We start from the raw sequence: 23,134 nt of genomic DNA on the forward strand, positions 1-23,134 counted from the left end.
TTTCTATTATAAAATCCTACTACCAAACTGCTGGGGGCGATCTTATGAGTGCGGTATAAGATTTTACAGATTCAGCAAATTGCAATAATAAAGGGGTGCTACTTTTAAGGGGATCAAGATTTTGATAAGAAATCGGGGAGGTAGAAGAGGAATGAAAACGGCCAGTCCTTTGAGATTCCGCAGCAGGCAGCTTGCAGGTGCGTTTTTTGCAATGATTTTGATGTTATCCGCCCTGTTCGGCGGCCTGCCGGCGCAAGCGGCGTCACCGGCGCTTACCGTCGCGCAAGCCTTGGCCAAAAACAACAGCGGCGAAACCGCCACGGTTGAAGGGTATATCGTCGGCGAGGTGTACAATTCCAAGCTCCTTTTTTCGGGGTTTCAGGACGATTTGAACGTGCTTATCGCAGATTCTCCCGGTGAAACCAATAAGGACAAGCTGATCGATGTCCAGGTTACCGCGGGCTACCGCCCGCAAATCGGACTCAAAACGAATCCGGGCAACGTAGGCAAAAAGCTTCAAGTTACCGGCACGCTGACGGCATACAGCGGCATGTCCGGCGTAAAAAGTCCGACGGCCATGACCTTAGCGGGCGAGTCCGGCGGCGGGGATCCCGGCAACGGCGGCGGAACGCCGGATCCTTCCGACCCCGGCAGCGAAAATATCGGCGTGCCCACGACCCTTCCCGACGGCTCCGGCAAAAAAGTGCTGTTCGACCAAACCCACGGGCAGACCGCAGGCGCTGCCGATTGGGTTATCGACGGAGCGTTTTCCGATTTTGCGGACGGCCTGAGGGAAGCGCATTTTCAGGTGGACGCGCTCGAAAGAACGCTTCCGATGAATGGGCAATCCTATGACAGCCCGGCCATCACGCTGAATAAACTGAAGCAATACGACGTGTTTATCATCGGGGAGGCCAACATTCCTTTTAAAACTTCCGAACAAGCCGCCATGCTGCAATACGTGAAGGATGGCGGAAGCATCTTCTTCATCTCCGACCATTACAATTCCGACCGGAACCTGAACCGCTGGGATTCCTCCGAGGTCATGAACGGATACCGGCGCGGCGCTTACGGCGATCCGACCAAAGGGATGTCCTCCGCCGAAGCCGCTTCGGGCGCGATGAAGGACGTGACAAGCACGGATTGGCTGGGGCAAAATTTCGGCGTCCGGTTCCGTTATAACTCGATCGGCGACGTGACCAAGACGGATGCGGTCAAATACGACCAATCCTTCGGCATCACGGCAGGCGTCAACGACGTCGAAATGCACAGCGGCTCGACGCTTACGATTCTTGATCCGAAGCGCGTCAAGGGGGTCGTATACCTGCCTCAAAACGTGCCCGGCTGGAACAACGCGGTTGAAAACAGCGACAAGAAAAACTTCCCGACCGGTGGCGTGTACAAAAACGGCGGCAAAGCCGAAGGACCGTTCGCGGCCATCGCCAAGCTGGAAAAAGGCAAAGCGGCGTTTATCGGCGACTCCTCGCCGGTGGAGGATGCGAGCCCGAAATACGTCCGCGAAGATAACGGGGGCAAAAAAACGACTTATGACGGCTTCAAAGGCGAAGCCCAGGACGCCGTGTTCCTCGTTCAAACCGTCAAATGGCTGGCCGTTCACGAGGATTATGAAACGTTCGAAAACCAGGGGATTACGCTGGACGAGCCGACGCCGCTGCTCGGGGCGCTCGAAGAACCGGCGACTTCGGCCGAAATTCCCGGCACGGAGCCTTGGAACACCCCGGCGGCAGGTTATAAATGGTATGATCCTACCACATACAAAGCCGGCTCCTACGGTTCAAGCGGAAGCGGACCGGTCGTGACGATTCCCGATTTGACCACGATCGCCGCCGCAAGAACCGCCGCGGACAACAGCTACGTGACGGTGCAAGGGGTCATTACGTCCGAACCGGGCATGTTCGGGGGATCGGGTTTTTATCTGCAGGACGGAACCGCAGGCATTTACGTCTATCCAAGCAAAGCAACGGGATATCATACAGGCGACAAAATTAAAATTACGGCTCAGAAAACGATCTATAACTCCGAAGCGGAGCTGATGAACGAGGTTCAAATCGCCAAGCTGGACGACCAGGCAGGCATTCCCGCGCCGACCCCTATCGTTCAGGACGCGGTGAATGAGGGCAATCAGGGCCGGCTTATTACCCTGAAAAACGCGACCATACGGAATTACGCAACGGTAACCGGTTCGCTGGAATTCGATCTGGTGAACGGAAGCGTGACCAACCGCGTGCGCGTGGACAGCCGCACGGGGATCAATGCGGATCTGCTGAAGCAGTCGTTTCCGGAAGGGATGAATGTCGACATCACCGGCATTTCGTCCATCTTCAAAAACAATTACCAGCTGAAGCTGCTGAAACTGGAAGATATCCGGCCGGCGGGAGTCGGCCCGGCCAAAGGCAATACGGCAACGATGACGGGCCCGGCATCGGCTTATGCCGGCTCCCCGGTCGAGGTGGCGGTTGGCGTCGGTCAACTGACGTATTCTTTTACCGCCATGGACGTCACGATCCAATTTGATCCGTCCAAAATGACGTTTCAAACGCAAACCGACCAGGAAGGCAATTCCGTTCTCGCTGAAGGAGCCGTCACCCCTTCCAGGGAAGGCTTAAGTCTGCTGGCTGCGGGCATCAAGCCTGAAGCGGGACAAATCCGGCTGCTGCTGGCAACCACCGGCGAAGCGCATGCGGTTAAAGACGACGGCGAGCTGTTTAAGCTGCACGGCAAGCTGAGGGAGGATGCGTCGGGCAGCGCGGATCTGTCGCTGATCGCGTTCACGGCTTCTTCGGACGGCGCTTTGCAGGACATCGACACGGGCGACGCGGCCGTTCATATCCAAGTGGCAACGGCCGATCGCAGCGCGCTTTATGCGGCCATCCAGGATGCGCAAAAACTTGCGGATCAGGCCGTAACGGGAACCGAGCCGGGGCAATACCCGCCTTCGGCCAAATCCGACCTGCTCTCGGCCATTCAAGCGGCCAACGCCGTTTACAATAATGCATCGGCCAGCCAAGAGCAAATCAATGCGGCATTGGCCGCTTTGACAAGCGCCGTCAATGCTTTCAAAAACGCGGTCATTCCGGTGCCGTCCGTTCCTGCGGACAAATCGGCCCTAAACGCGGCGATCGCTTCCGCTCAGAACGTGTATGACCGTGCCGTCGCAGGCGAAAAGGTCGGACAATATCCGGCCGCGGCCAAGTCGGCGCTTCAAACCGCGATACAATCCGCCGTTTCGGTGAAAAACAGCTCCGGGGTTTCCCAGGCACAGGTTGACGCAGCGACGGCGGCGCTCGGCAATGCCGTGGCGGTCTTCAAAACCAAGCTGATCACGCTGGTGCCGGGAACAGGCAAAATTACGGTGCAGGACCTGTCGATTATGGCCAAATATTTCGGCATCAAATCGACGGACGGCAACTGGAGCCGCGTGGCGTCCGCCGACCTTTTCAACGAAGGGGAAATCACGATCCGCGCGCTGGCCGGCGTCGCCCAAATGATTATCGGAGACTGGTACGGCAAATAAACGCAAACGAACGATGAATCAAAAGCAAATCGCAGGGGGCGGCCGTGAGCCGTTTCCTGCGATTTGCAGTCTGAAAGGATGAAGCCCATTGCTGAAACAATTAGCCTCCGTTCTCGGAATCGTGCTCGTCTTCGGTTGGTTTGCGGCACAAACGCCGGCGTCGGCGGACGAGACCGCTCCTTCGGTCTCTTTAAAATCAACGTCCAATGGAAACGAAATCACCGTCGTTGTGACGGGGGAGCATCTCAAAGACTTGTACGCCTATGATTTCACGTTAAAATACGACACGCAGAAGCTCGCATATAAAAGCGCCATCTCAAGCAAAAACGGTTTCTCCGTCGATCCGATCGTCCAAGACGGGAATGTCCGGATCGCGCATACCAAGGTGGGCGGCATTGCCGGAGACAACGGCACGCTCCAGCTGGCCGCCGTCAAATTTGCAAGGCTGCAAAAGGGCAGCGCCGCCATTTCGCTGCATGACGTCAAACTGGTCGATTCCAAGCTGAACGCCGCCGGTACGGCCATCCAAGCCGCCATTTCGGTTAAAGACGAGGCTCCCTCCGGGCAGGTCGCCCTCAAAGACATCGGAGGGCATTGGGCGAAGGCGGCCATTGAACAGGCCGTGCAGCAAGGGTGGGTCACGGGTTACGCGAACGGAACGTTTATGCCGGACAAGGAAGTGACGCGGATCGAGTTTGCGGCCATGCTGATCCGCGCCCTGGGAGCGGACGGCGGCAGACAGCCCGTGACATTTACGGATGCGAAGCAGATTCCCGCTTGGGGGCTGCCTTCCGTGGAAGAGGCGGTAGGCCGGGGAATCATGAACGGTTACGGCGACGGATCGTTCGGGCCGGCCAAAAAGATTACGCGGGCGGAGATGGCCGCCATGGCCGTTCGTTCGCTGCCTTCGGCCGAACCGGCCGGAGGCGGGAAGCCGGCCGCCTTTGCCGACAGCGGACAGATCCCCGCCTGGGCCAAGCCCTACGCCGAGACCGCCGCGCAGAGAGGCATCATGAACGGAAGAAGCGGCGGACAATTTGCGCCCCGTGCGCATGCGACCCGCGCCGAAGCGGTGGTGGTGATTTTGGCATTGCTGCAGCAGAACTAAGGCGTTATTGAAAATATCGATTGAATGGAAAAAATTCTTTATCAAAAGAAGCTTCCGCTAAAGCGAAGATATGTGCTATACTTATGTAAGTAACCATTCGGGTTGCTTTTTCATACGATGACGGAGTATCATGGTATGAACGAACTCAAACCAATACTAAAAAGATGAATATGGATCTTCGGGGTAAGGTGAAATTCCTGACCGGCGGTGAACGTCCTTTGTACCAAAGCGACGTCAAGCCCGCGACTCCTGCTTTTCGACCGTTTTGAAAGGCAGCGACTGACCTGGTGGGATTCCAGGGCCGACGGTAAAGTCCGGATGGGAGAAGATCAATAGAGCAGGTTTGCGCGGAATGTTTTTTCGTTACATTTCGGCAGGCTTATTTGATCAGCCCCCGTTTTGTCGATTTCGGTCGATATGCGGGGGTTTTCCAATGTTGACTCCGTATTCAGGCAAGGGGATTAGGAATATGGAAAACGTAAGCAACAAGTTCAAGCTAAATTCCGCCATGCGCAAGCAGGCGGTCCGTCCGAAAACCGGCTTTTGGCTGGTCGTGCTCGGGGCGGCGTTGTGGGGGGCGGACCCGCTCTTCCGGATCATTTTGCTTCGCGAGCAGATCACGCCGACGCAGATCGTTTTGCTCGAACATATCATCATCGCGCTGTTTGTGGCGCCGATGTTATGGAAACACCGCTCGGAATTGAAGGGGCTCAAGCTGCGGCATATCGGCGCGCTGCTGTTCCTGTCCTGGGGCGGTTCGGCCATTGCGACCATTTTGTTTACGCTGGGGCTGACCCACGGCAATTTGAACGCGGTCTTGCTGCTGCAGAAGCTGCAGCCGATTTTCGCCATCCTTATGGCGCGCGTGCTGCTGAAGGAAAAGCTGCCGAAGAAGTTCGGCTGGCTGCTGATCATGGCGCTGGCAGGCACCTACCTGCTCACCTTCGGGTTTTCGTTCCCATTCGGCCATGTCAACGATTTCGTCAAAGTAGGAAGCCTGCTTTCCCTCGGCGCGGCGGCGTTGTGGGGCGGCTCGACCGTTATGGGACGTTTGATGGTCGGCAAAATGGAGTACGAAACCGTCACTTCGCTTCGTTTCATTTTGGCGCTTCCGCTTTTGATCGTCATCACGATTAATCAAGGAGATCCTTGGCATGTTCCTTCCGGCGCAGGTACATTCGCGGCCGTTACGATCAATCTGCTCGGCCAGGCGCTGCTGCCCGGTTTGTTCAGCCTCATGGTCTATTATAAAGGCCTCACGACGACAAAAGCTTCGGTGGCTACCCTTGCGGAGCTGAGCTTCCCGATGGTGGGCGTGCTCATCAACTGGATTGCGTTTCACGAGCTCGTAAAATTCCACCAAATTTGCGGCTTTGTTCTGATTTGGGCCGTCCTGTTTATCATATCCCGCAGAAGCGCAAAAGAAGCGTAACGTATTTTCAAATGGCCTTCCCTTTAGAATCATCCAAAGCTGTGCCTTAAAAGGCTGCTTCCGGGGCGGATTTTCCGCCCGCGAAAGCGGCCTTTTTTGCGCGTTGAAAGGACTTTTAGGGGCCAAAGATTTCAGTCATGATTTGAACGGTTCGACATACATTTTTATAAGTAAGCGCTTGCAGAATACGTTTTAGAAACGGTCGGTGCAATTCAAGATTCAAGATCCAAGGTGTGAATGTGATGAATGGAGGAATGTTCATGAGGCTGAAATTCGCTTCCAAACCGCTGATCGCACTTTTTATGGCGGCGGTTCTCATCGCAGGCTGCCAAACTGTGCAGCCGCCGTCGGCTTCGGAAACGCCGAAAACGCAGGAAGAAAACAAAACGCCTTCGAACAATCAGACGGAGCCTTCCAAAGAACCCGCGACCGAAACCTCCAAGGGCGACGCCAAAGAAACGCCGCGAAACGAAACGCTGTACATCAACGGCCTGCAGTGGGGAGCGCCGACAAACTTCAACCTGCTGAGCGGCAATCCGGCTTTTCCGATCAATTACGGCAACTCCCGCGAACTCGTGTACGAAACGCTGTTCATGATCAACGAGCTCGACGGCGCGCTTGAGCCGCTGCTTGGGACGAAATACGAATGGAAGGACGACACGCTGCATATCGAGCTGAACAAGGACGCCAAGTGGAGCGACGGCCAGCCGTTTACCTCGGAGGATGTCGTGTATACCTACGAGCTCGGCAAAAAATACGACATCAACTGGAGCAGCTACTGGACGAATATTTCGGAAGTCGCCGCGGACGGCGCAAATGCCGTCAACATCAAACTTAACAAGGATAATCCGAATAAGCTGAGGGTGCTGGACAGCATCGAGCTGATCCCGATGATGCCGAAGCATATTTGGGAAGAGATCGAAAAGAAAGCGGGCAACGACCTGCCCACGATCCGCAAAGAAGTGAATGACAACCCGGTCGGCACGGGGCCGTACAAACTGTACTTCTACAACGATCAAAAAATTACGGTGGTACGGGACGACAATTATTGGGGCAAATCGCTGTTCGGCAAGCTGCCTGCGCCCAAATACATCACGCACGTGATTTACAAGGACAACGCGGCCGGCGATCTGGCGTTCAAGAGCGGGCAGGTGGACGTATCGCAGCAGTTCATACCGCAAGTATGGAACATGTGGAAAAACGGCGCGCCGATCAAAACGTACCTGAAGGACGCTCCGTATTACGTGCCGGGTTCCATGCCGTCCATTTTCTTCAACATGTCGAAAAAAGGGCTCGACAACGCCGACGTCCGCCGCGCGATCGCGATGGCCATCGACTACAAGAAAATATCGGATCTCGCCATGAGCGGATACTCCGCGGCGATGGAGCCTTCCTTGACGCTGAATACCGACGCCGAATCCAAATACGTGGACAAAGACGCGATCAAATCGCTGCAGTGGACGACGGACGTGAAAGCGGCCAACGAGCTGCTCGACAAAATCGGGGCGAAAAAAGGCAAGGACGGCATCCGCGTCTTGAACGGCACCCGTCTCGGTCCATATGACGTGGAGTGTCCGTACGGCTGGTCCGACTGGAATGCCGCGCTGGAAATCGTTGCGCAAAGCGCCAAGGCGATCGGCATCGAAATCCGCACCAAATTCCCTGAAGCTCCGGTATGGACCAACGATTTGCAGACAGGCAAATTCGATATCATCATGAACACGCCTGCCGGCGGCGTCAATCCGAGCCAACCGTGGAACCGGGCGCATGACATCATGTATTCCAAAGGGGTAGCTCCTGCAGGCGAAATGGCGTTCTGGAACTGGGGCCGTTACAAAAACGACAAAGCCGATCAAATCATTGATCAAATCCCGACCGTCTCCGACGAAGCCCAACTGAAATCGCTATATACCGAATTGACCAAAATTTGGCTGACGGATATTCCTTCCGTGCCGCTGATGTATCGCCCATGGGTCTTCCATACCGTCAACGAGTCCGTGTGGAAGGGCTTCCCGGCCGAAGGGGACGGAAGCAACATTCCGCCGCAAATCGCCATGGACGGCGCCGGCATCCGGGCACTGTACCAGATTCATAACTGAGGATCTCATAAGTTCTGATTCAAAGGATGTTCGGCATAACCCGAGCCCATGCATGCAGCCTGCACCAGGCCGGCCTTCCGGCTGCCCTGATGCGGGCTCTCTTTCACCGGCGCATCTTTTTCCATACCGCTGCACAAGCCCGAAGGGGGGAGCTTCGTGAACGCCTATTCGAAATATTTCGTGAAAAAGCTGTTTTGGTACGTGCTGACGCTTGCGATCGCCATTGCGCTGAACTTTTTCCTGCCGCGGATGATCGAGGGCAACCCGGTCAGCATCATCGTGTCGAAAATATCGCAGGGCATGACGGACAGCGACACGATCAAACGCGTCTATGAGACGTTTATGGTCGAATTCGGCATTGACAAGCCGATCTGGATGCAATTTCTCATTTACGTCAAAAAATTGTTTACCGGCGACCTGGGAACTTCCTTCGGGCTGTATCCGAAGAAGGTGACCGATATTTTGGCTTCCGCCGTGCCTTGGACGATCGGACTGCAGCTGCCCGCCATTTTGGTCGGCTGGATCCTTGGCAACATCCTGGGGGCGGTGGCGGCTTACAAAAAAGGCGTCTTCGACAAAGCGATTTTTCCGGTGGCGTTGTTTATCAATTCGATTCCTTTTTTTACGCTCGCCATCATTATGCTGTACTTGTTTGCACTGACCCTGGGATGGTTTCCGCTGTCCGGCGGATATGATTTTCAGATGGTGCCCAGCCTCAGCTTCGAATTCATTGGCTCGGTGCTGCGGCATCATACGCTTCCTTTTCTGTCCATCGTGCTCGTGACGATCGGCGGGCAGGCGATCGGGATGCGCGAAATGTCCATTTACGAGCTGAATGCCGACTACGTGCTGTACGCGAAGCTGCTGGGCATCCGGGATTCGAAAATCGCCAGGTACGTGTTCCGCAACGCCATGCTACCGCAAATTACGGGACTGGCTCTGTCGATCGGGACGATGGTCGGCGGTTCGCTGATTTGCGAGATCGTGTTCAGTTACCCGGGCTTGGGCACCTGGATGTTCACGGCCATCCGCCAGCTGGATTATCCGCTCATCTCCGGCTGCACGCTCCTGATTGCCGTCACCGTGCTTCTGGCCAATTTTACGATCGACATGATTTACGGCCTGATCGATCCGAGAATTAAAGCCGCGCAAATGGAGGAAGAGTGAAAATGAAAAATTCCTTCGCTATTCTCTTCAAATCGCCGAAGTTCATGATCGGTGCCGTGTTGTTTCTGCTTATGCTGGCGCTGGTGTTGATCTACCCGCAAATCAACCGCAAGGATCCGCTGGAGATGATTGCTCTCGCCTTCCAGCCTCCGGACGCCAACCTGTGGCTCGGTTCGGACAACTTCGGACGCGATCTGTTTCTGGAGCTGATGTACGGCATCCAGACTTCCATCCGCGTCGGCCTTATAGCCGGAGTGTTCGCCACCATCATCGGCCTTGTCATCGGCTTGGTCTCCGGTTATATCGGCGGCATGCTCGATAACATTTTGACCGCGCTTACGAACATTTTTATCGTCATTCCGTCCTTTGTAATCCTGATCCTCATTTCGGTCAGCATCAATTCGCGCAGCTCGCTTGTCACGGCGATCATCATCGGCATCACAAGTTGGCCGTGGACCGCGAGGGCGGTCAGGGCGCAAACCACGTCGCTCCGGAACAGGGATCATGTCCATATCGCCAAAATATCCGGCCACAGCACGCCCAAAATCATCGTCTTCGAAATTCTTCCCTACATCGCTTCGTACGTCGTCATGGCGTTTGTGCTGCAAACCGCGTCGGGCATTTTGTCGGAGGCTTCGATCTCCATGCTCGGCCTGGGGCCGTACAACACCATTTCGCTTGGCATCATCATGAACTGGGCGCTCGTGTTCGAGGCGCCGGTGGCCGGGGCGTGGTGGGCGTTTATTCCGGCCGCTTTTGCGATCGCGCTGATCACGTTCTCCCTCTATATGATGAACACGGGCATGGATGAAATTTTTAATCCGAAAATAAGGAGTTAAGGCGTATGAGTACGAACATTTTGGAAGTCAGCGGCCTGAAAACCTATTACAAAACCCGCCTGAAGGAAAAGGTGTTTGCGGTGGACGGCGTCGATTTCGAGCTGGAGGAAGGCAAAACGCTGGGCATCGCGGGCGAGTCGGGCTGCGGAAAATCGACGCTCGCGCTCAGCCTGATGGGCTTTTATTTTCCGCCCTTGCACTACGGCAGCGGCTCCATCCGGATTTCCGGCAGCGACATCATGAAGCTGAGCAAGGAGCAGCTAAGATCCAAGGTGTCCGGCCGCGAAATTGCGTACATCCCGCAGGCGGCGATGAATGCGCTCAATCCGACGCTGCGGATCATCCGGTTTATCGAGGACATCATGAAAGAGCACCGGCCCGAATTGTCCAAAAAGCAGGTATGGGAGCTGGCCGCGGAACGTTTCAAGACGCTCAACCTGCCGGAAAAGGTGCTGAAATCGTATCCGAATGAACTGTCGGGCGGGATGAAGCAGCGGACCGTCATCGCCATCTCCACCATTTTGAATCCGAAGGTGCTCATCGCCGACGAACCGACCTCGGCGCTTGACGTCACCTCGCAAAAAGCGGTCATCAAGCTGCTGAAGGATTTGCTGGACAAAAAATATATCCGGTCGCTCGTTTTTATTACTCATGAGCTGCCGCTGCTGTATCACGTCACGGACGATATCATGGTCATGTATGCGGGCGAAATCGTCGAGCGGGGCACGGCGGAGCAAATGATTTTCGATCCGGTCCATCCATACACGAAAAAATTGATGGGGTCCATCCTCGTTCCGGAGGAAGGCATGAAAGGGCAGAAGCTGGCCGCGATTCCCGGCGCCCCTCCGAATTTGAAGCAGGTGCCCCCAGGCTGCCGGTTTGCGGAGCGCTGCTCTTATGCGCAGGATGTATGCAGAACCGGCAAAGTGCCGATACGCACGAACGGAAGCAACCTGTACCGCTGCCATTTTGATACGGAAACGCTGAAGGAGTGGTATGCGCATGAGCAGTCGTGACCTGTTGATCCGCGGCAAGGGACTGACGAAGGTATTCGGATACGGAAGCCAAAAGACGACCGCCGTCGATGCGGTGGATTTTGATTTTCATAAAGGGGAAATCATTTCGATCGTGGGCGAAAGCGGGAGCGGCAAAACGACGCTGGCCAAAATGATCATGGGCCTGCTGAAAGAGTCCTCCGGGTCCATCGAATATAAGGGGCAGCCCCGCCGTTTGAAGTCCCATGCCGACCGGAAGCGGTACTGGAAAGATATCCAGGCGATTTTTCAGGATCCGTTTTCGTCGTTTAATCTGTTTTACCGGGTGGAAAAATTGCTGCTCGATTGCATCAAACTTCAGGGGCAGAAGCTATCGAAGGAGGAGCGGTACGAAAAAATGCGGGAAGCCTGTTCCTTCGTCAATCTCAAATTCGAGGAGCTGCACAACAAATACCCGTTTGAATTGTCCGGCGGCCAGATGCAGCGGCTCATGATCGCCCGGATTTTCATGCTGCACCCGAAGGTGCTGATCGCCGACGAGCCGACGTCCATGGTGGACGCCTGTTCCCGGTCGACGATTCTCGATATGCTGCTGAAGCTGCGGGACGAAAACGAAATGACGATCATCTTCATTACGCATGATGTGGGGCTGGCTTATTACGTGAGCGATACGATCTACATTATGGAAAAGGGGAAAATCGTCGAAAGCGGCCCGGCCGAGGACATGATCCTCAATCCGCAGCATCCTTACACGCGCCAGCTCATCAACGACGTGCCCAAAATCCGTTCGGCTTGGGATTTAGGATCGTAGGGGAGCAGAGCCCGAACTAAAAAAGGGATGGGGCCGGAAATTTCCGTGCGCCATCCCTTACTGCCGGAGGCTGGGGCAGACTCCGTTTAAATGCTAAAATCAGATCCGAAAATTTCGGAAGCCCCCGCCTCCAATGACTGAACGCGCTCCAAGTAAGCCGTCACCCGGCGGTCGTCTTCAGCGGGATAGGCAAAACCAAGCTTCGACGCCACTTCCCGCGCCGTGCTGCGGAACAGATCCGTCATCGCGAACAACGCGCGCCAGCCATCTTCATAACTGCCTTTCGGGTAGGTGCGAAGGAGTTGATCCCAGCTTGATTCCGGGAGATAGGATTTCAAATACTTCCCATTTTTGCCTGTGCTTACCGAGAATCTGGTAAGGATGCCGGCCTGCCATTCGAGCATCTTGACCAGCATCCCCCGGATGATGTTCAGATGATCCAGCGCATACAATATTTCCTGTCTCCACAAGCCTTTGGCCACATAAGTCGACACCCACCAAAATTCGTTGCAGCAGTCGGCATATAGCTTTGCTGTCGGCTGCCGTACCCGATACTCCTCATCCGTCGGCTCCGCTAACCGGGGAAGACTGCGGTCTTTGTCAAGCAGCACCACGGCCAGCCGGTCGCCTCCGTTCCAGCGGTCTTTTTTCTCGATCGGGCAAAGCGTGAGGTCAATGCGGTTGCCGTCCGTGAACAGCATCAGGTACGCATAATTTCCATCCATCGACGGAGGGATGAGCTTCATCTCTTCCGGCTTTTGCATGATGATCCGGTCACCAAAGACGTTGATCCATTCCGGATCCTGGATAAAAGACTCGATGTCGGTCACCACAAACACGATGTCGTAATCCTGAAAAATATCTCTCGGTGCATTCGGGTTGGTGCGCGAACCGTTCATTCCAACCGCGCGGATGCGCTCGTCGCTTTTGGCTACATTCAATATCAAATCCAACATTTCTCGTTCGGTTCTCATCCGGGTACAGCCTCCCTGTTTATTGTTCATTTGGTGTTGGGTCATGCTCACGCGAAGGCGGTCCGCGAATCCGGATGATCCGGCGGACGACAAGTTGTCGTTACAAGTGGTCAAGCAGCTTCTTCATGATGATCCTCCTCCTTAACGTATGAGTAAATCATCGATAGAACTAAGATGCATGGATCATGACGGGCTGCGTGCCCGCAATGATCGTAAATCACTGACATTTTACCATAAAATGAAGCTCCCAACCGGAAGAAGATCACATTGCAACCTGGAGCACACCCGAAGACAAAAACAAGATTCAAGATTGGAACGCCTGAACGTAGTCGGTAGAGATGCCGGGAATTTATCCCAATGTCTTGGAAACGACAGAGTCTGTGATTCCGCTTTGCCTGAACGTTGGTTAGATTGCAAAACCGGGGCATTCGGGGCAATCAGGTTGGTCGCCGTCTTAATGCAGATCATGAAGTAACGGAGTTTGGAGCTTACAATTTTTAGCACGTTGAGATGCATGTTGGCCTCCCGATAGTTTTCAGCCGGGCGGGAAAGGGTTTACAGCAGTCGAAGTTCTGATTTAAAATAATAATGGTTTTAAATTGTCGACAAGTATACTTGTAATATGAGACGATTCGGGAATGGAAAACGCCATAAGGTTGGAACGGTATTGCACGGATATGATAAAATCCTATTATTATGTTTACGAATCGGGATTGCTTTGACAATCCTTGAAATAGGAGAGTTGATTCATGTTGCAGTATCCTTCTGCCTGGCTGCGGAACGCTTCCCTTGGAGAAACCATTGCGTGCGAGCTTAGGCTTCGAATCATTAACGGAACGATCAAGACCGGCGAGACCATCTCGGAAAATTGGGTGGCTTCCGAGTTCGGTACGAGCCGCTCCCCGGTTCGGGAGGCTTTAAAAACGCTCTCAAGCGAAGGCCTCATTCGGCTTGAGCGGATGGGGGCTGTCGTGGTCGGTTTGGACGTGACGGATGTCGAAGAGCTTTACGACGTTCGTTTTTTGATCGAAACCTTCGTTCAGCAGCGTCTGGCCCGTACGGATGTCACAGATCTGCTTGCCAATCTGCAGCGGATCGTGGACAAGATGGAACTGGCGATGAAGCATAACGATGCCGTGGAATTTTCTTACCAGGACTTATCCTTTCACGAAACGATCATTACGGCGGCGAATCACAACCGGATTTTGCATCTGTGGAAAAGCATCCGGCCGATCGTTATGACCGTCATGCTGCTGACGACCGAGGAGATTTTTTCGAAAGGCGAAAAAAAGCTGCATTCGGTTATCGATAAGCATTATACGATCATGAAGGGATTGGAATCCCGGAAAAGGGACGTGATCGAGCAGGTGGTTGCGGATTATTTCGCGGATTCCAGGAAAACGCTTCACAGCAGCATCCCCGGCCGTTCATCCTGACGTCATAGGCACAAGCCCCTTGCGGACGAGTGCCGTTCAAAGTTGTCGACAAGTATACCAATTTAAATTGAAATGCTGGCAAATGGGCATGATAAATTGAAGGTCATTCATAAATCATCCAGAAAAACCAGGTGAAGAAAGGTAGGTTGTCTTGATGTCCAGTATTTTCGGCATGAGCCATAATTGGACGCTGATCGTTTGGACGCTTGTCGCGATTGCGTTTTTGATCGTATTTATCGCCAAATTCAAGTGGAATCCGTTCGTGACCCTGCTGCTGTCGGCACTGATCCTCGGCTTTTTGACGGGCATGAAACCGCTTGATATCGTGGACTCGGTAACGAAAGGCCTTGGAGGAACGTTAAGCACGATCGCCATCGTTATCGGCCTCGGGACGATGCTCGGCAAGATGATGGCCGAATCCGGCGGGGCCGAACAAATCGCCACGACGCTCGTCAACCGCTTCGGCGAAAAACGCGTGCATTGGGCGATGATGATCGTCGGCTTTATCGTCGGGATTCCGGTATTTTTCGAGGTTGGCGTCATTTTGTTGATTCCGATCGTCTTTACGGTCGCGCGGAAAACGAAAATGTCGCTGCTGCAGATCGGCATTCCGATATTGGCGGGCCTCTCGACCGTGCACGGCCTCGTTCCGCCGCATCCCGCACCGATGATCGCGATTGATGCATATAAAGCGGATTTGGGTAGAACCATATTGTATTCCCTGATTGTCGGACTTCCGTCCGCCATCGTGGCAGGACCTCTTTTCGGCAAGTGGATCGGCAAACGGATCCAGGTCGAGCCGCCGACAAAGCTTGCCGAACAGTTTTCTTCGAGCGGAGACCGCAAGCTGCCCGGCTTCGGCATCACCTTGTTTACGATCCTGCTTCCTGTTATTCTGATGCTGATCGGTTCGATCGCCACCATTATCGATCCGGAAGCGAAACATGGATTCACCGTATTTTGCGAGTTCATCGGGCATGAAGTCATCGCGCTTTTGATCGCGGTTGTCTTTTCCTTCTTTTCGCTCGGTTTCTCGCGCGGTTTTACGAAAGACCAGATTTCCAAATTCACGAGCGAATGTTTGGCTCCGACCGCAACGATCATTCTGATCATCGGCGGGGGCGGCGCGTTCAAGCAGGTGCTGATAAACAGCGGCGTCGGCGACGCCATCGCGCAAATCGCCACTTCGGCGCATATCAACATTATTTTGTTTGCGTGGTTCGTGGCGGCTCTGATCCGCGTGGCGACGGGGTCGGCCACCGTGGCCATGACGACGGCCGCAGGCATCGTCGCCCCGGTGCTGGCGCTGAATCCCGGAGCGAGTCCCGAACTCGTCGCGCTGGCGACGGGCGCAGGTTCCCTCGTGCTGTCCCACGTGAACGACGCCGGTTTCTGGATGGTGAAGGAGTTTTTCAACATGTCCGTACCGCAGACGCTGAAATCATGGACCGTGATGGAAACGCTGCTGTCGGTGGCGGGACTTGCATTCATCCTCGTCATCAGCATCTTTGTATAAGTAAACGCTAGGTTTCATTGATTCAAGAAAGAAGGTTAAAGCATGAGCAATAACATGATGATCGGCATCGATATCGGCACGACGAGCACCAAGGCCGTGATCTTCGAAGAAAACGGCAAGGTCGTGGCCAAAGGCAGCGAAGGATATCCGCTCCATACCCCGACGTCATCGATTGCCGAGCAGGATCCGGACCAGATTTTCGCCGCCGTCATTCATTCGGTGAAGCAGGCGATGGAAAAAAGCGGGGCAGCTCCCGAGCAGATCATGTTCGTATCTTTCAGCTCGGCGATGCACAGCGTGATTCCCGTCGGGACGGACGGCAAACCGCTGATGAACTGCATTACGTGGGCGGATAACCGCAGCGCGGAATGGGCGGAGAAGCTGAAAAAGGAGATGAACGGGCATGAAATCTATTTGCGCACCGGCACCCCGATTCATCCGATGTCGCCGCTGTCGAAGCTGATTTGGCTGCGTCATGACGAACCTGACATCTTCGGCAAAGCGGACAAATTCATTTCGATCAAGGAATATGTTTTCGCGAAGCTGTTCAACCAGTACATCATCGATTATTCGATCGCATCCTCGACAGGGATGTTCAATCTGCAGCAGCTCGATTGGGACAAAGAAGCGCTTGAGCTGGCCGGCGTCAAACCGGACCAGCTTTCCGTTCCCGTTCCGACCACCCATGCGGTTTCGGGGCTGAACCCGGTATACGCACAGGAGATGGGGCTTTTGGCCTCCACTCCTTTTATCGTCGGAGCAAGCGACGGCGTGCTTTCGAACCTCGGCGTCGACGCCACCCAGCCGGGTGTCGTCGCGGCGACGATCGGCACAAGCGGCGCGATCCGCACCGTGGTGGACCGCCCCGTGACCGATCCGAAAGGACGGATTTTCTGCTACGCGTTAACCGACAAAAAGTGGGTGATCGGCGGGCCGGTCAACAACGGCGGCATGCTGTTCCAATGGGTGCGGGATGAGTTCGCGGCATCCGAGGTGGAGACGGCGAAACGCCTCGGCCTCGATTCGTACGACCTGCTGACCCGAATCGCGGAGCAGGTGAATCCGGGCTCGGGCGGGCTGTTGTTCCATCCATACTTAACGGGCGAAAGGGCGCCGCTGTGGAACCCGGACGCGCGCGGTTCTTTTTTCGGGCTGACGATGCATCACCGCAAAGAGCATATGATCCGCGCCGTTCTGGAAGGCGTCATTTTCAACATGTATACGGTGCTGCTGGCGATGGAAGAGATCATCGGACGTCCAACCAAAATCCACGCAACGGGAGGGTTTTCCCGCTCTCCGCTGTGGCGCCAGATGATGGCGGACATTTTCGATCAGGAAGTGGTCATTCCGGAAAGCTACGAAAGCTCCTGCCTAGGGGCGGTCGTTCTTGGCTTGTATGCGCTCGGCAAAACCGATACGCTGGACATCGTTTCCGGCATGATCGGTTCGACCCACCGGCACAAGCCTATAAAAGAAAACGCGCAAATTTATCACCGGCTGCTGCCGATTTTCATTAAAATTTCGCGGAACCTGGAAGAAGAATATAAAGCGATCGCCGACTTCCAGCGGCAAATGTTCTAGTTGGGCCGAAACGGCGAACCCCCGCATGCCTCCTGTCATGCGGGGGTTTTTTCAATAAGAGGGGCAGTGAAAAATGGCATACGCTTCGGGCATCCGGATCCTTTGCAGGAGAATTCGCGCCTATTGAAGCCGGTTTACAGAAAAGCAGGATTTTCATTCCGCTGCAATTTCCGGAAAACATTATAGCTTCTGCGGGCGCATTCCGAGATGGCGATCGGGTGGAAGCCGCTAATATCCGCATACAGCGTATCGTTCAGCGGAGCGGTCCACGCTTCGGGCAGCGCTGCCGCTCCAAGCGATGCGCCAAGAATGGAGCCGACCGTCGCGCCGTTGCAATCCGTATCCCAACCGCCAAGCACGGCGGTCGTGATCCCTTTTTCGAAATCGCCGCCGGAATGGATGAGCGCCGCCGCGCACAAGGCGGCATTATTGTTGGTGTGAACGGGATGATAGCGCTTGAAGGACTCCCATATTTTGCCCGCCAGCTCCAAGGTGTCTTCCGTTTCCTCGGCGATCTTTACCGCCAAGGCCACATCTTCCGCCAGGCGGCAGTTTTTCGGGATTTCGCTTAATCCGATTTGAACGATCCGCTTCACGTCGCTTTCAACGAATGCGGCGGCAATCATGGCCGAGCAAAACATCGCGCCGTAAATGCCGTTTTTCACATGCGAGAAGGAGGCGTCCCGCCAAGCCAGCTCCGCCGCCAGTTCAGGCCGGCCGGCTGCGCCGTAAGCATAACCGTCGACGCGGATCTGGGCGCCGATCCATTCGCGGTAAGGGTTTAAATGGGAGCGGACCCAGGCGATATGATTCTCCCGGTCATCCGGCTGTTCTCCGCCAAGCTGTATGGCAAGGCGGGCAAAATTAAGGTATGCCTGCGCCTCGGCCGTAAACACCTGGCCGAGCGGCAAATACCGGTGCCACAGCTTGCCGACATCCCAGGAATCAAAATCCAGTCCCCGCTGTTCGAGCATAAGCAGCCCAAGCACCGTGTAACGAATATCGTCATCGGTTTCCATGAAACGGATATGGCCGCCGCAGCTGGCCAGGCTGCTCCAGCGGGCGATATCGATGCCGTACTGCGCTTGGGCTGCCGAATCGCTCGGCGTGTAGTGGCGGATCGGCCACTGTCCGGCGCCTTCAAACCACAGCTTGACGTTATGCCATCCCGGTCTGCCGTCCGACCCGCTCATAAAGGCGGGAGCCTCCAGCGGCTTGCCTAGAGCGCACCCGACGGCCCGGCCGAGCCAAGCCCCGTAAAACTTGTCCTGCCACTTGTCTTCGTCCCAATCAACGGCAAGCATGCGCGGACCTGCGGGGCGTTCGCTGCGAATCGATTCCAGGCCGTTCGGCTCGACATATTTAAAATCCGGGCTTTGCACAAGTTTCGCGAGCTCATGATAGACGCCCATCAACCGTGATTCATCGGTACCGGCGGCGTCCAGATGTTCCGTGAAACCTGCGACGTCGCATCCCTCTTCCCGGCGCTGCGTTATTTCCGCCGAGACCAATTCCCGTAATCCATGCCACTTCGTCATGGGCGTGCTCCTCCTCCATTGGCGGTTAGCCAATTCGAAATTTTGCACTCATTATAACTTGCATCCGGAAGTCATGACTTCTCAAATCGTGCAGGCAACCCTCTCATTTTTTGCTTTCCGAAAAGTTTCCGCCCGATTGCCGGTAAGCATTCGGGGACATGCCGACCTTTTCGTTGAAAATCCGGTAAAAGGTTGCCATGCTTTGAAAGCCGCAGTCGAACGCGATCTCGGCGACCGTTTTGTCCGTGCCGGCCAAATCCCGTATGGCCGTCTGAACGCGCAGCAGCGACACATATTCCGAAAAGCGGTAACCCGTCGCTTCCAGGAATGCCCGGCTCACGCGCGAGACGCTCAGCCCGAGTTCATCGGCCAGTTCCTTCAGGCTGATCGGCTCGCGATGGCGCTGCTCAACCAAAGCGGCCAGCGCTTGCGCATGGCGTGCAGACTGAACCATGCCGCTCCGTTCCTCATCCGTAAGCCGGTCGTTATAATGGCGCAGAAGGCGGCCGCATAGCTGAATCAGCGCGCTTTTTGCCATCGCCGGATAGCCCGGGGCTTTCTCCCGCAATTCTTCCGCGACGGCCAGCATCCAGGGGATAAGCTGCCGAGCAAGCGCCGATCCGCCGGGGATATGATTGCAAAAACGCGCGGCACGGTAAGAAAAAGGAAGCAGCAAGCCGGGTTCCTCCTTCAGCAGCAAAGCGGCATCGAAATTAATGAAAAGATAGCGGCTCGGGTCCGCCGGGTCCGCTTGGGCGATGTGCGGTTCCTCGCTATTGACCAGAAACAAATCGCCGGGGCCGGCCTCATACCGTTTATTGCCGAAGAAAAAGAGGCCCTTGCCCGACAAGCAAAGGCCGATTTCGAGGCTTTCATGCACATGGGGCGGCTGCCGGTGCGCCGCGGGCGTCCATTCGAAAGCATTAATGGGGATGGGGTTATCGTACGTGATATGAAGTTTCATGGGGACCTATGCCTCCTGACGGGATCGCTTTCTAGTGAGTACAGAAGCGGGAGGTGCCTTGCCTCCGCCGTTTTAATTTCTTATATGCATTTTGAAGCATTTTCCGTCCAGTCTCAAGCAGCTTGTGATCGATCGAACAGAGAAAACGGCGCATAAGGCGGGGAACCGGCCGCAGGACGTTTTGGCGCTACCGCTGGCTTTATTTGTTTATGGTTCCCGGCATCCTGTATTACCTGATTTACCGCTATGTTCCCATGATGGGCCTCGTCGTCGCTTTTCAGGACTACAACCGAAGGGCATCGCCGGCAGCCCGTGGGTAGGATTGGACAATTTCAGGACGGTGTTCTCCTCTCCGGACTTTCCGGTGCTGATGAAAAACACGCTCCTGCTGAGCGTATACCGCATCGTTTTCAACCTGCTGCCGGATTTGGTTTTGCGCTGATGCTGAACGAAATCCGGGTCAGCTGGTTCAAAAAAACGGTTCAAACGCTGACGTACGGGCCTCATTTCCTTTCCTGGATCATCGTGTACGGTTTGGTGTACACGCCTTTTTTGCGCCGGGTTCGGGGCTTGTCACGACGTTTATGCGCGATATGGGCTGGACGCCCGTCGACGTGTTGACGAATGCCTCCGTATTCCGGCCGATGCTCATTGTAACGGAAATTTGGAAGAGCACCGGTTACGGGGCGATCATTTATTTGGCGGCGCTCGCGAACATCAACCAGGAGCTGTACGAGGCGGCGATCGACGGCGCTGGCCGCTGGCGGCAAATGTGGAACGTTACCCTCCCCGGGGTTCGCGACGTGTTCGAAGTCGGGAATTCTGCCGCCTTTGCCGTCGGCAAGTGGTGGCGAGCGCAGGTTGGCAGGGTCGAAGGCGGAGGCGGAACGGAGCGGAGCGGGAGCTCGACAAGCTGCTGATGGTAACGGAAGTAATCGATGCAAAACATGTGCGTTTTAACTATAAAAACGGCTGGAAGCTCGGAAAAGGGCGAAGCGTCACGTACCGGAAAATCGACCCGGTAACCAAAGCCCATGTCAAAAACATGGTTTTTTACGGGGCCGGATCCACCGAAAGACGGGGTTCCATCCGCTTGCTTACGAATATGCGGTCGGCTGCAACGCGGCTGGCATCGAAGCATTCGGCACCTTCTGGCCGGTCATCATGCGCAGGCACTTACCGAGCGCTGCCGGCTGACCAATCCGACAGAGGTGATCGTCGGCGGCACCGGTTATATGACGCAGCAGATCTATTGCCTGTATGGTCACGTGCGCGACTGTCACGCAAGCAATGCCCGCCGGCACCGGCGAATATGGGTTCATAGGCTCAAGGGAATTGAAGAGCAAAGGCTTCAGCCAAGCGGCTGAGGCCTTTTTTCTTTCCGAGCCTTTCGCTGAAACGGTTGTCCCGCTTTCTCTCGAAATCCCCATGAAAATAGTATATTTCCCGGTCCATCCGCCCGGATCGGCGGTTGACATCCCGGGACGGATGCCGATGATTGACACTAGTAGATTTTGAGAGAACCGTGTTGTTGACCATGGCGAAGCGTGTTTCATACACGTATAAATACAATATCACCACTGCAATCCAATCACTGAAAAAGGAGGGTTGCCGACGGTTTTTAATAGAAAACGAGATTCCATTATTTTCGCAGCAAAGGAGAGTTGTGCACCGGAAATAACATTTTAAAGTTAGAGATGAGGGTTTAACATGCATGATTTAATGGTGATGATTACGGTCTGTTCCTTTCTGTTGACGATCGGTTTCATCTTCTGGCGTCCCCAAGTCAACGAAGCGATCCCGGCAACGATCGGCGCAGTCCTGGTACTGCTCAGCGGCAGCGTGTCCCTGGCGGACCTGGGGCAAATAACGGAAACGATCAGCGGCGCAGCGGTAACGATTATGGCCACCATTGTCATGGCAATCGTTCTCGAGAGCTTTGGGTTCTTCCATTGGGCAACCGAGCTGCTCACAAGGCAGGCCAGGGGCTCGGGGATTCGGCTGTTTTGGCTTACGAACCTGTTCTGTTTTTTGATGACGCTGTTTGTGAACAACGACGGCAGCATCCTGATCACAACCCCCATCCTGCTGATGATGCTCAAAAATATGGGGCTTAAAAACCATCAAAAAATACCGTACTTGATCTCGGGCGCGCTTATCGCGACCGCTTCCAGCGCCCCGATCGGCGTCAGCAACATCGTCAACCTGATCGCGCTCAAAATCGTTCACATGGACTTGTACATGCATACGGCGATGATGTTTATCCCCGCAACGCTTGGCCTCCTCCTGCTTACCGCCATTTTGTTCCTCATCTTTTACCGGACCTTGCCGAAGAAGCTTCCGGCCCAATCGAGCTGGATGCTGGCGCCCGGGCAGCACCCGCTGCAGCAGCCCCTTCAGCAGGAAAACCGCGGTAAATTCATGAGAAATATACTGATTTTCGTTTTCGTCGTAAGAATCAGTTTGTTCGTCGCCTCGTTCATTCATTTTCCGGTATCCTTGATGGCCGTCATCGGATCGGCGTTTCTCCTCGCCTGGCGTTGGTATCGCCTAAAAATTCCGCCTACCGACATGCTCAAAAAAACGCCCTGGTACATTCTCGTTTTTGCCTTCAGTATGTACGTCATTATTTACGGATTGAACAACATCGGTTTGACGGATTGGCTGATCCGGGTGCTGCAGCCGCTTGTATCGGGCAGTCTGCTGTACGCCAGCGTGCTGATGGGCGGTTTGCTCAGCATTTTATCCAACATATTCAACAACCACCCGGCATTGATGGTCGGGACGATGACCCTGACGAATATGGGGCTTGACCCGCTCACCTTAAAAATATCATACCTGGCCAGCGTCATCGGAAGCGATATCGGTTCCCTGCTGCTGCCGATCGGCACGCTCGCAACCTTGATGTGGATGCATATCGTGCGCAAAGGCGGCGTCAAAATCAGCTGGGCCCAATACCTGAAGGTGACCGTCATCGCGATTCCCGTCACCGTCCTGTTTACGTTAATCGTTCTTTCGTACTGGGTCGGCTGGATTTTTTGAAGATATAAAGGGATGGGAACATCGCCGGAACAACGGGACGAAAAAAAGACCCGCGTTTTCAGGCAGGTCCAAGATATAGATGATGGATATAGGATAA

18 protein-coding genes and 1 riboswitch are annotated in these 23,134 nt (G+C 54.8%); of the genes, 14 read left to right on the forward strand and 4 right to left on the reverse strand.

Features of this window, described 5'->3' with window-relative positions; translation table 11 throughout:
* Positions 1–151: 151 nt before the first annotated feature.
* From GQY55_RS20290 to GQY55_RS20325, 8 genes are all read left to right on the forward strand, one after another.
* On the forward strand, positions 152–3,535 hold the full coding sequence (locus tag GQY55_RS20290; RefSeq protein WP_160043710.1) for a DUF6359 domain-containing protein: 3,384 nt from the start codon (positions 152–154) through the stop codon (positions 3,533–3,535).
* Positions 3,536–3,623: 88 nt separating this feature from the next.
* Positions 3,624–4,643 carry an S-layer homology domain-containing protein gene (locus tag GQY55_RS20295; protein WP_160043711.1) on the forward strand — a complete coding sequence of 340 codons (1,020 nt, stop codon included), beginning with the start codon at positions 3,624–3,626 and terminating at the stop codon, positions 4,641–4,643.
* 170 nt (positions 4,644–4,813) lie between these two features.
* Positions 4,814–4,977: riboswitch (FMN riboswitch) on the forward strand.
* Between the two features lie 135 nt (positions 4,978–5,112).
* Positions 5,113–6,075, forward strand: coding sequence for a DMT family transporter (locus GQY55_RS20300; RefSeq protein WP_160043712.1), 963 nt, complete (start codon positions 5,113–5,115; stop codon positions 6,073–6,075).
* 260 nt (positions 6,076–6,335) lie between these two features.
* Complete coding sequence (locus GQY55_RS20305; protein WP_160043713.1) at positions 6,336–8,174, forward strand: ABC transporter substrate-binding protein; 1,839 nt, start codon at positions 6,336–6,338, stop codon at positions 8,172–8,174.
* A gap of 156 nt (positions 8,175–8,330) precedes the next feature.
* Positions 8,331–9,341, forward strand: a complete 1,011-nt coding sequence (locus GQY55_RS20310; RefSeq protein WP_160043714.1) for an ABC transporter permease — start codon at positions 8,331–8,333, stop codon at positions 9,339–9,341.
* Positions 9,342–9,343: 2 nt separating this feature from the next.
* Positions 9,344–10,180 carry an ABC transporter permease gene (locus GQY55_RS20315; protein ID WP_160043715.1) on the forward strand — a complete coding sequence of 279 codons (837 nt, stop codon included), beginning with the start codon at positions 9,344–9,346 and terminating at the stop codon, positions 10,178–10,180.
* Positions 10,181–10,185: 5 nt separating this feature from the next.
* The gene (locus tag GQY55_RS20320; RefSeq protein ID WP_160043716.1) at positions 10,186–11,196 is read left to right on the forward strand and encodes an ABC transporter ATP-binding protein; all 1,011 of its coding nucleotides are present in this window, start codon (positions 10,186–10,188) and stop codon (positions 11,194–11,196) included.
* The gene (locus GQY55_RS20325; RefSeq protein WP_160043717.1) at positions 11,183–11,986 is read left to right on the forward strand and encodes an ABC transporter ATP-binding protein; all 804 of its coding nucleotides are present in this window, start codon (positions 11,183–11,185) and stop codon (positions 11,984–11,986) included. Before GQY55_RS20320 ends, GQY55_RS20325 begins: the two co-directional genes overlap by 14 nt.
* An 86-nt stretch (positions 11,987–12,072) precedes the next feature.
* Here the strand turns inward: GQY55_RS20325 and GQY55_RS20330 are convergent, their stop codons facing one another.
* The gene (locus GQY55_RS20330) at positions 12,073–12,960 is read right to left on the reverse strand and encodes an aminoglycoside 6-adenylyltransferase (protein ID WP_160043718.1); all 888 of its coding nucleotides are present in this window, start codon (positions 12,958–12,960) and stop codon (positions 12,073–12,075) included.
* Between the two features lie 752 nt (positions 12,961–13,712).
* On the opposite strand from GQY55_RS20330, the gene GQY55_RS20335 reads away from it, so the two are divergent.
* From GQY55_RS20335 to gntK, 3 genes are all read left to right on the forward strand, one after another.
* Positions 13,713–14,396, forward strand: a complete 684-nt coding sequence (locus tag GQY55_RS20335; RefSeq protein WP_160043883.1) for a GntR family transcriptional regulator — start codon at positions 13,713–13,715, stop codon at positions 14,394–14,396.
* A gap of 154 nt (positions 14,397–14,550) precedes the next feature.
* Positions 14,551–15,912, forward strand: coding sequence for a GntP family permease (locus GQY55_RS20340; RefSeq protein ID WP_160043719.1), 1,362 nt, complete (start codon positions 14,551–14,553; stop codon positions 15,910–15,912).
* A 42-nt stretch (positions 15,913–15,954) separates the two neighbouring features.
* Positions 15,955–17,493, forward strand: a complete 1,539-nt coding sequence (gene gntK / locus GQY55_RS20345; protein WP_160043720.1) for a gluconokinase — start codon at positions 15,955–15,957, stop codon at positions 17,491–17,493.
* Positions 17,494–17,627: 134 nt separating this feature from the next.
* Here gntK and GQY55_RS20350 read toward each other — a convergent pair whose 3' ends face one another.
* Entirely contained in the window at positions 17,628–19,031 is a 1,404-nt protein-coding gene (locus GQY55_RS20350; RefSeq protein ID WP_160043721.1) for an ADP-ribosylglycohydrolase family protein, read from the reverse strand.
* A 103-nt stretch (positions 19,032–19,134) separates the two neighbouring features.
* Positions 19,135–19,995, reverse strand: a complete 861-nt coding sequence (locus tag GQY55_RS20355) for a helix-turn-helix transcriptional regulator (protein ID WP_160043722.1) — start codon at positions 19,993–19,995, stop codon at positions 19,135–19,137.
* Positions 19,996–20,086: 91 nt separating this feature from the next.
* On the opposite strand from GQY55_RS20355, the gene GQY55_RS31530 reads away from it, so the two are divergent.
* On the forward strand, positions 20,087–20,437 hold the full coding sequence (locus GQY55_RS31530) for a hypothetical protein (RefSeq protein WP_236575752.1): 351 nt from the start codon (positions 20,087–20,089) through the stop codon (positions 20,435–20,437).
* A gap of 151 nt (positions 20,438–20,588) precedes the next feature.
* Entirely contained in the window at positions 20,589–20,915 is a 327-nt protein-coding gene (locus tag GQY55_RS31535) for an ABC transporter permease subunit (protein WP_236575753.1), read from the forward strand.
* Positions 20,916–21,092: 177 nt separating this feature from the next.
* Here the strand turns inward: GQY55_RS31535 and GQY55_RS20365 are convergent, their stop codons facing one another.
* The gene (locus GQY55_RS20365; RefSeq protein ID WP_236575754.1) at positions 21,093–21,551 is read right to left on the reverse strand and encodes a hypothetical protein; all 459 of its coding nucleotides are present in this window, start codon (positions 21,549–21,551) and stop codon (positions 21,093–21,095) included.
* Between the two features lie 154 nt (positions 21,552–21,705).
* On the opposite strand from GQY55_RS20365, the gene GQY55_RS20370 reads away from it, so the two are divergent.
* Positions 21,706–23,037, forward strand: coding sequence for an arsenic transporter (locus GQY55_RS20370; protein WP_160043724.1), 1,332 nt, complete (start codon positions 21,706–21,708; stop codon positions 23,035–23,037).
* Positions 23,038–23,134: the final 97 nt, after the last annotated feature.

This window comes from Paenibacillus sp. USDA918EY (assembly GCF_009870825.1).
In the GTDB taxonomy this organism is placed as follows: Bacteria; Bacillota; Bacilli; order Paenibacillales; family Paenibacillaceae; genus Paenibacillus_AQ; species Paenibacillus_AQ albilobatus.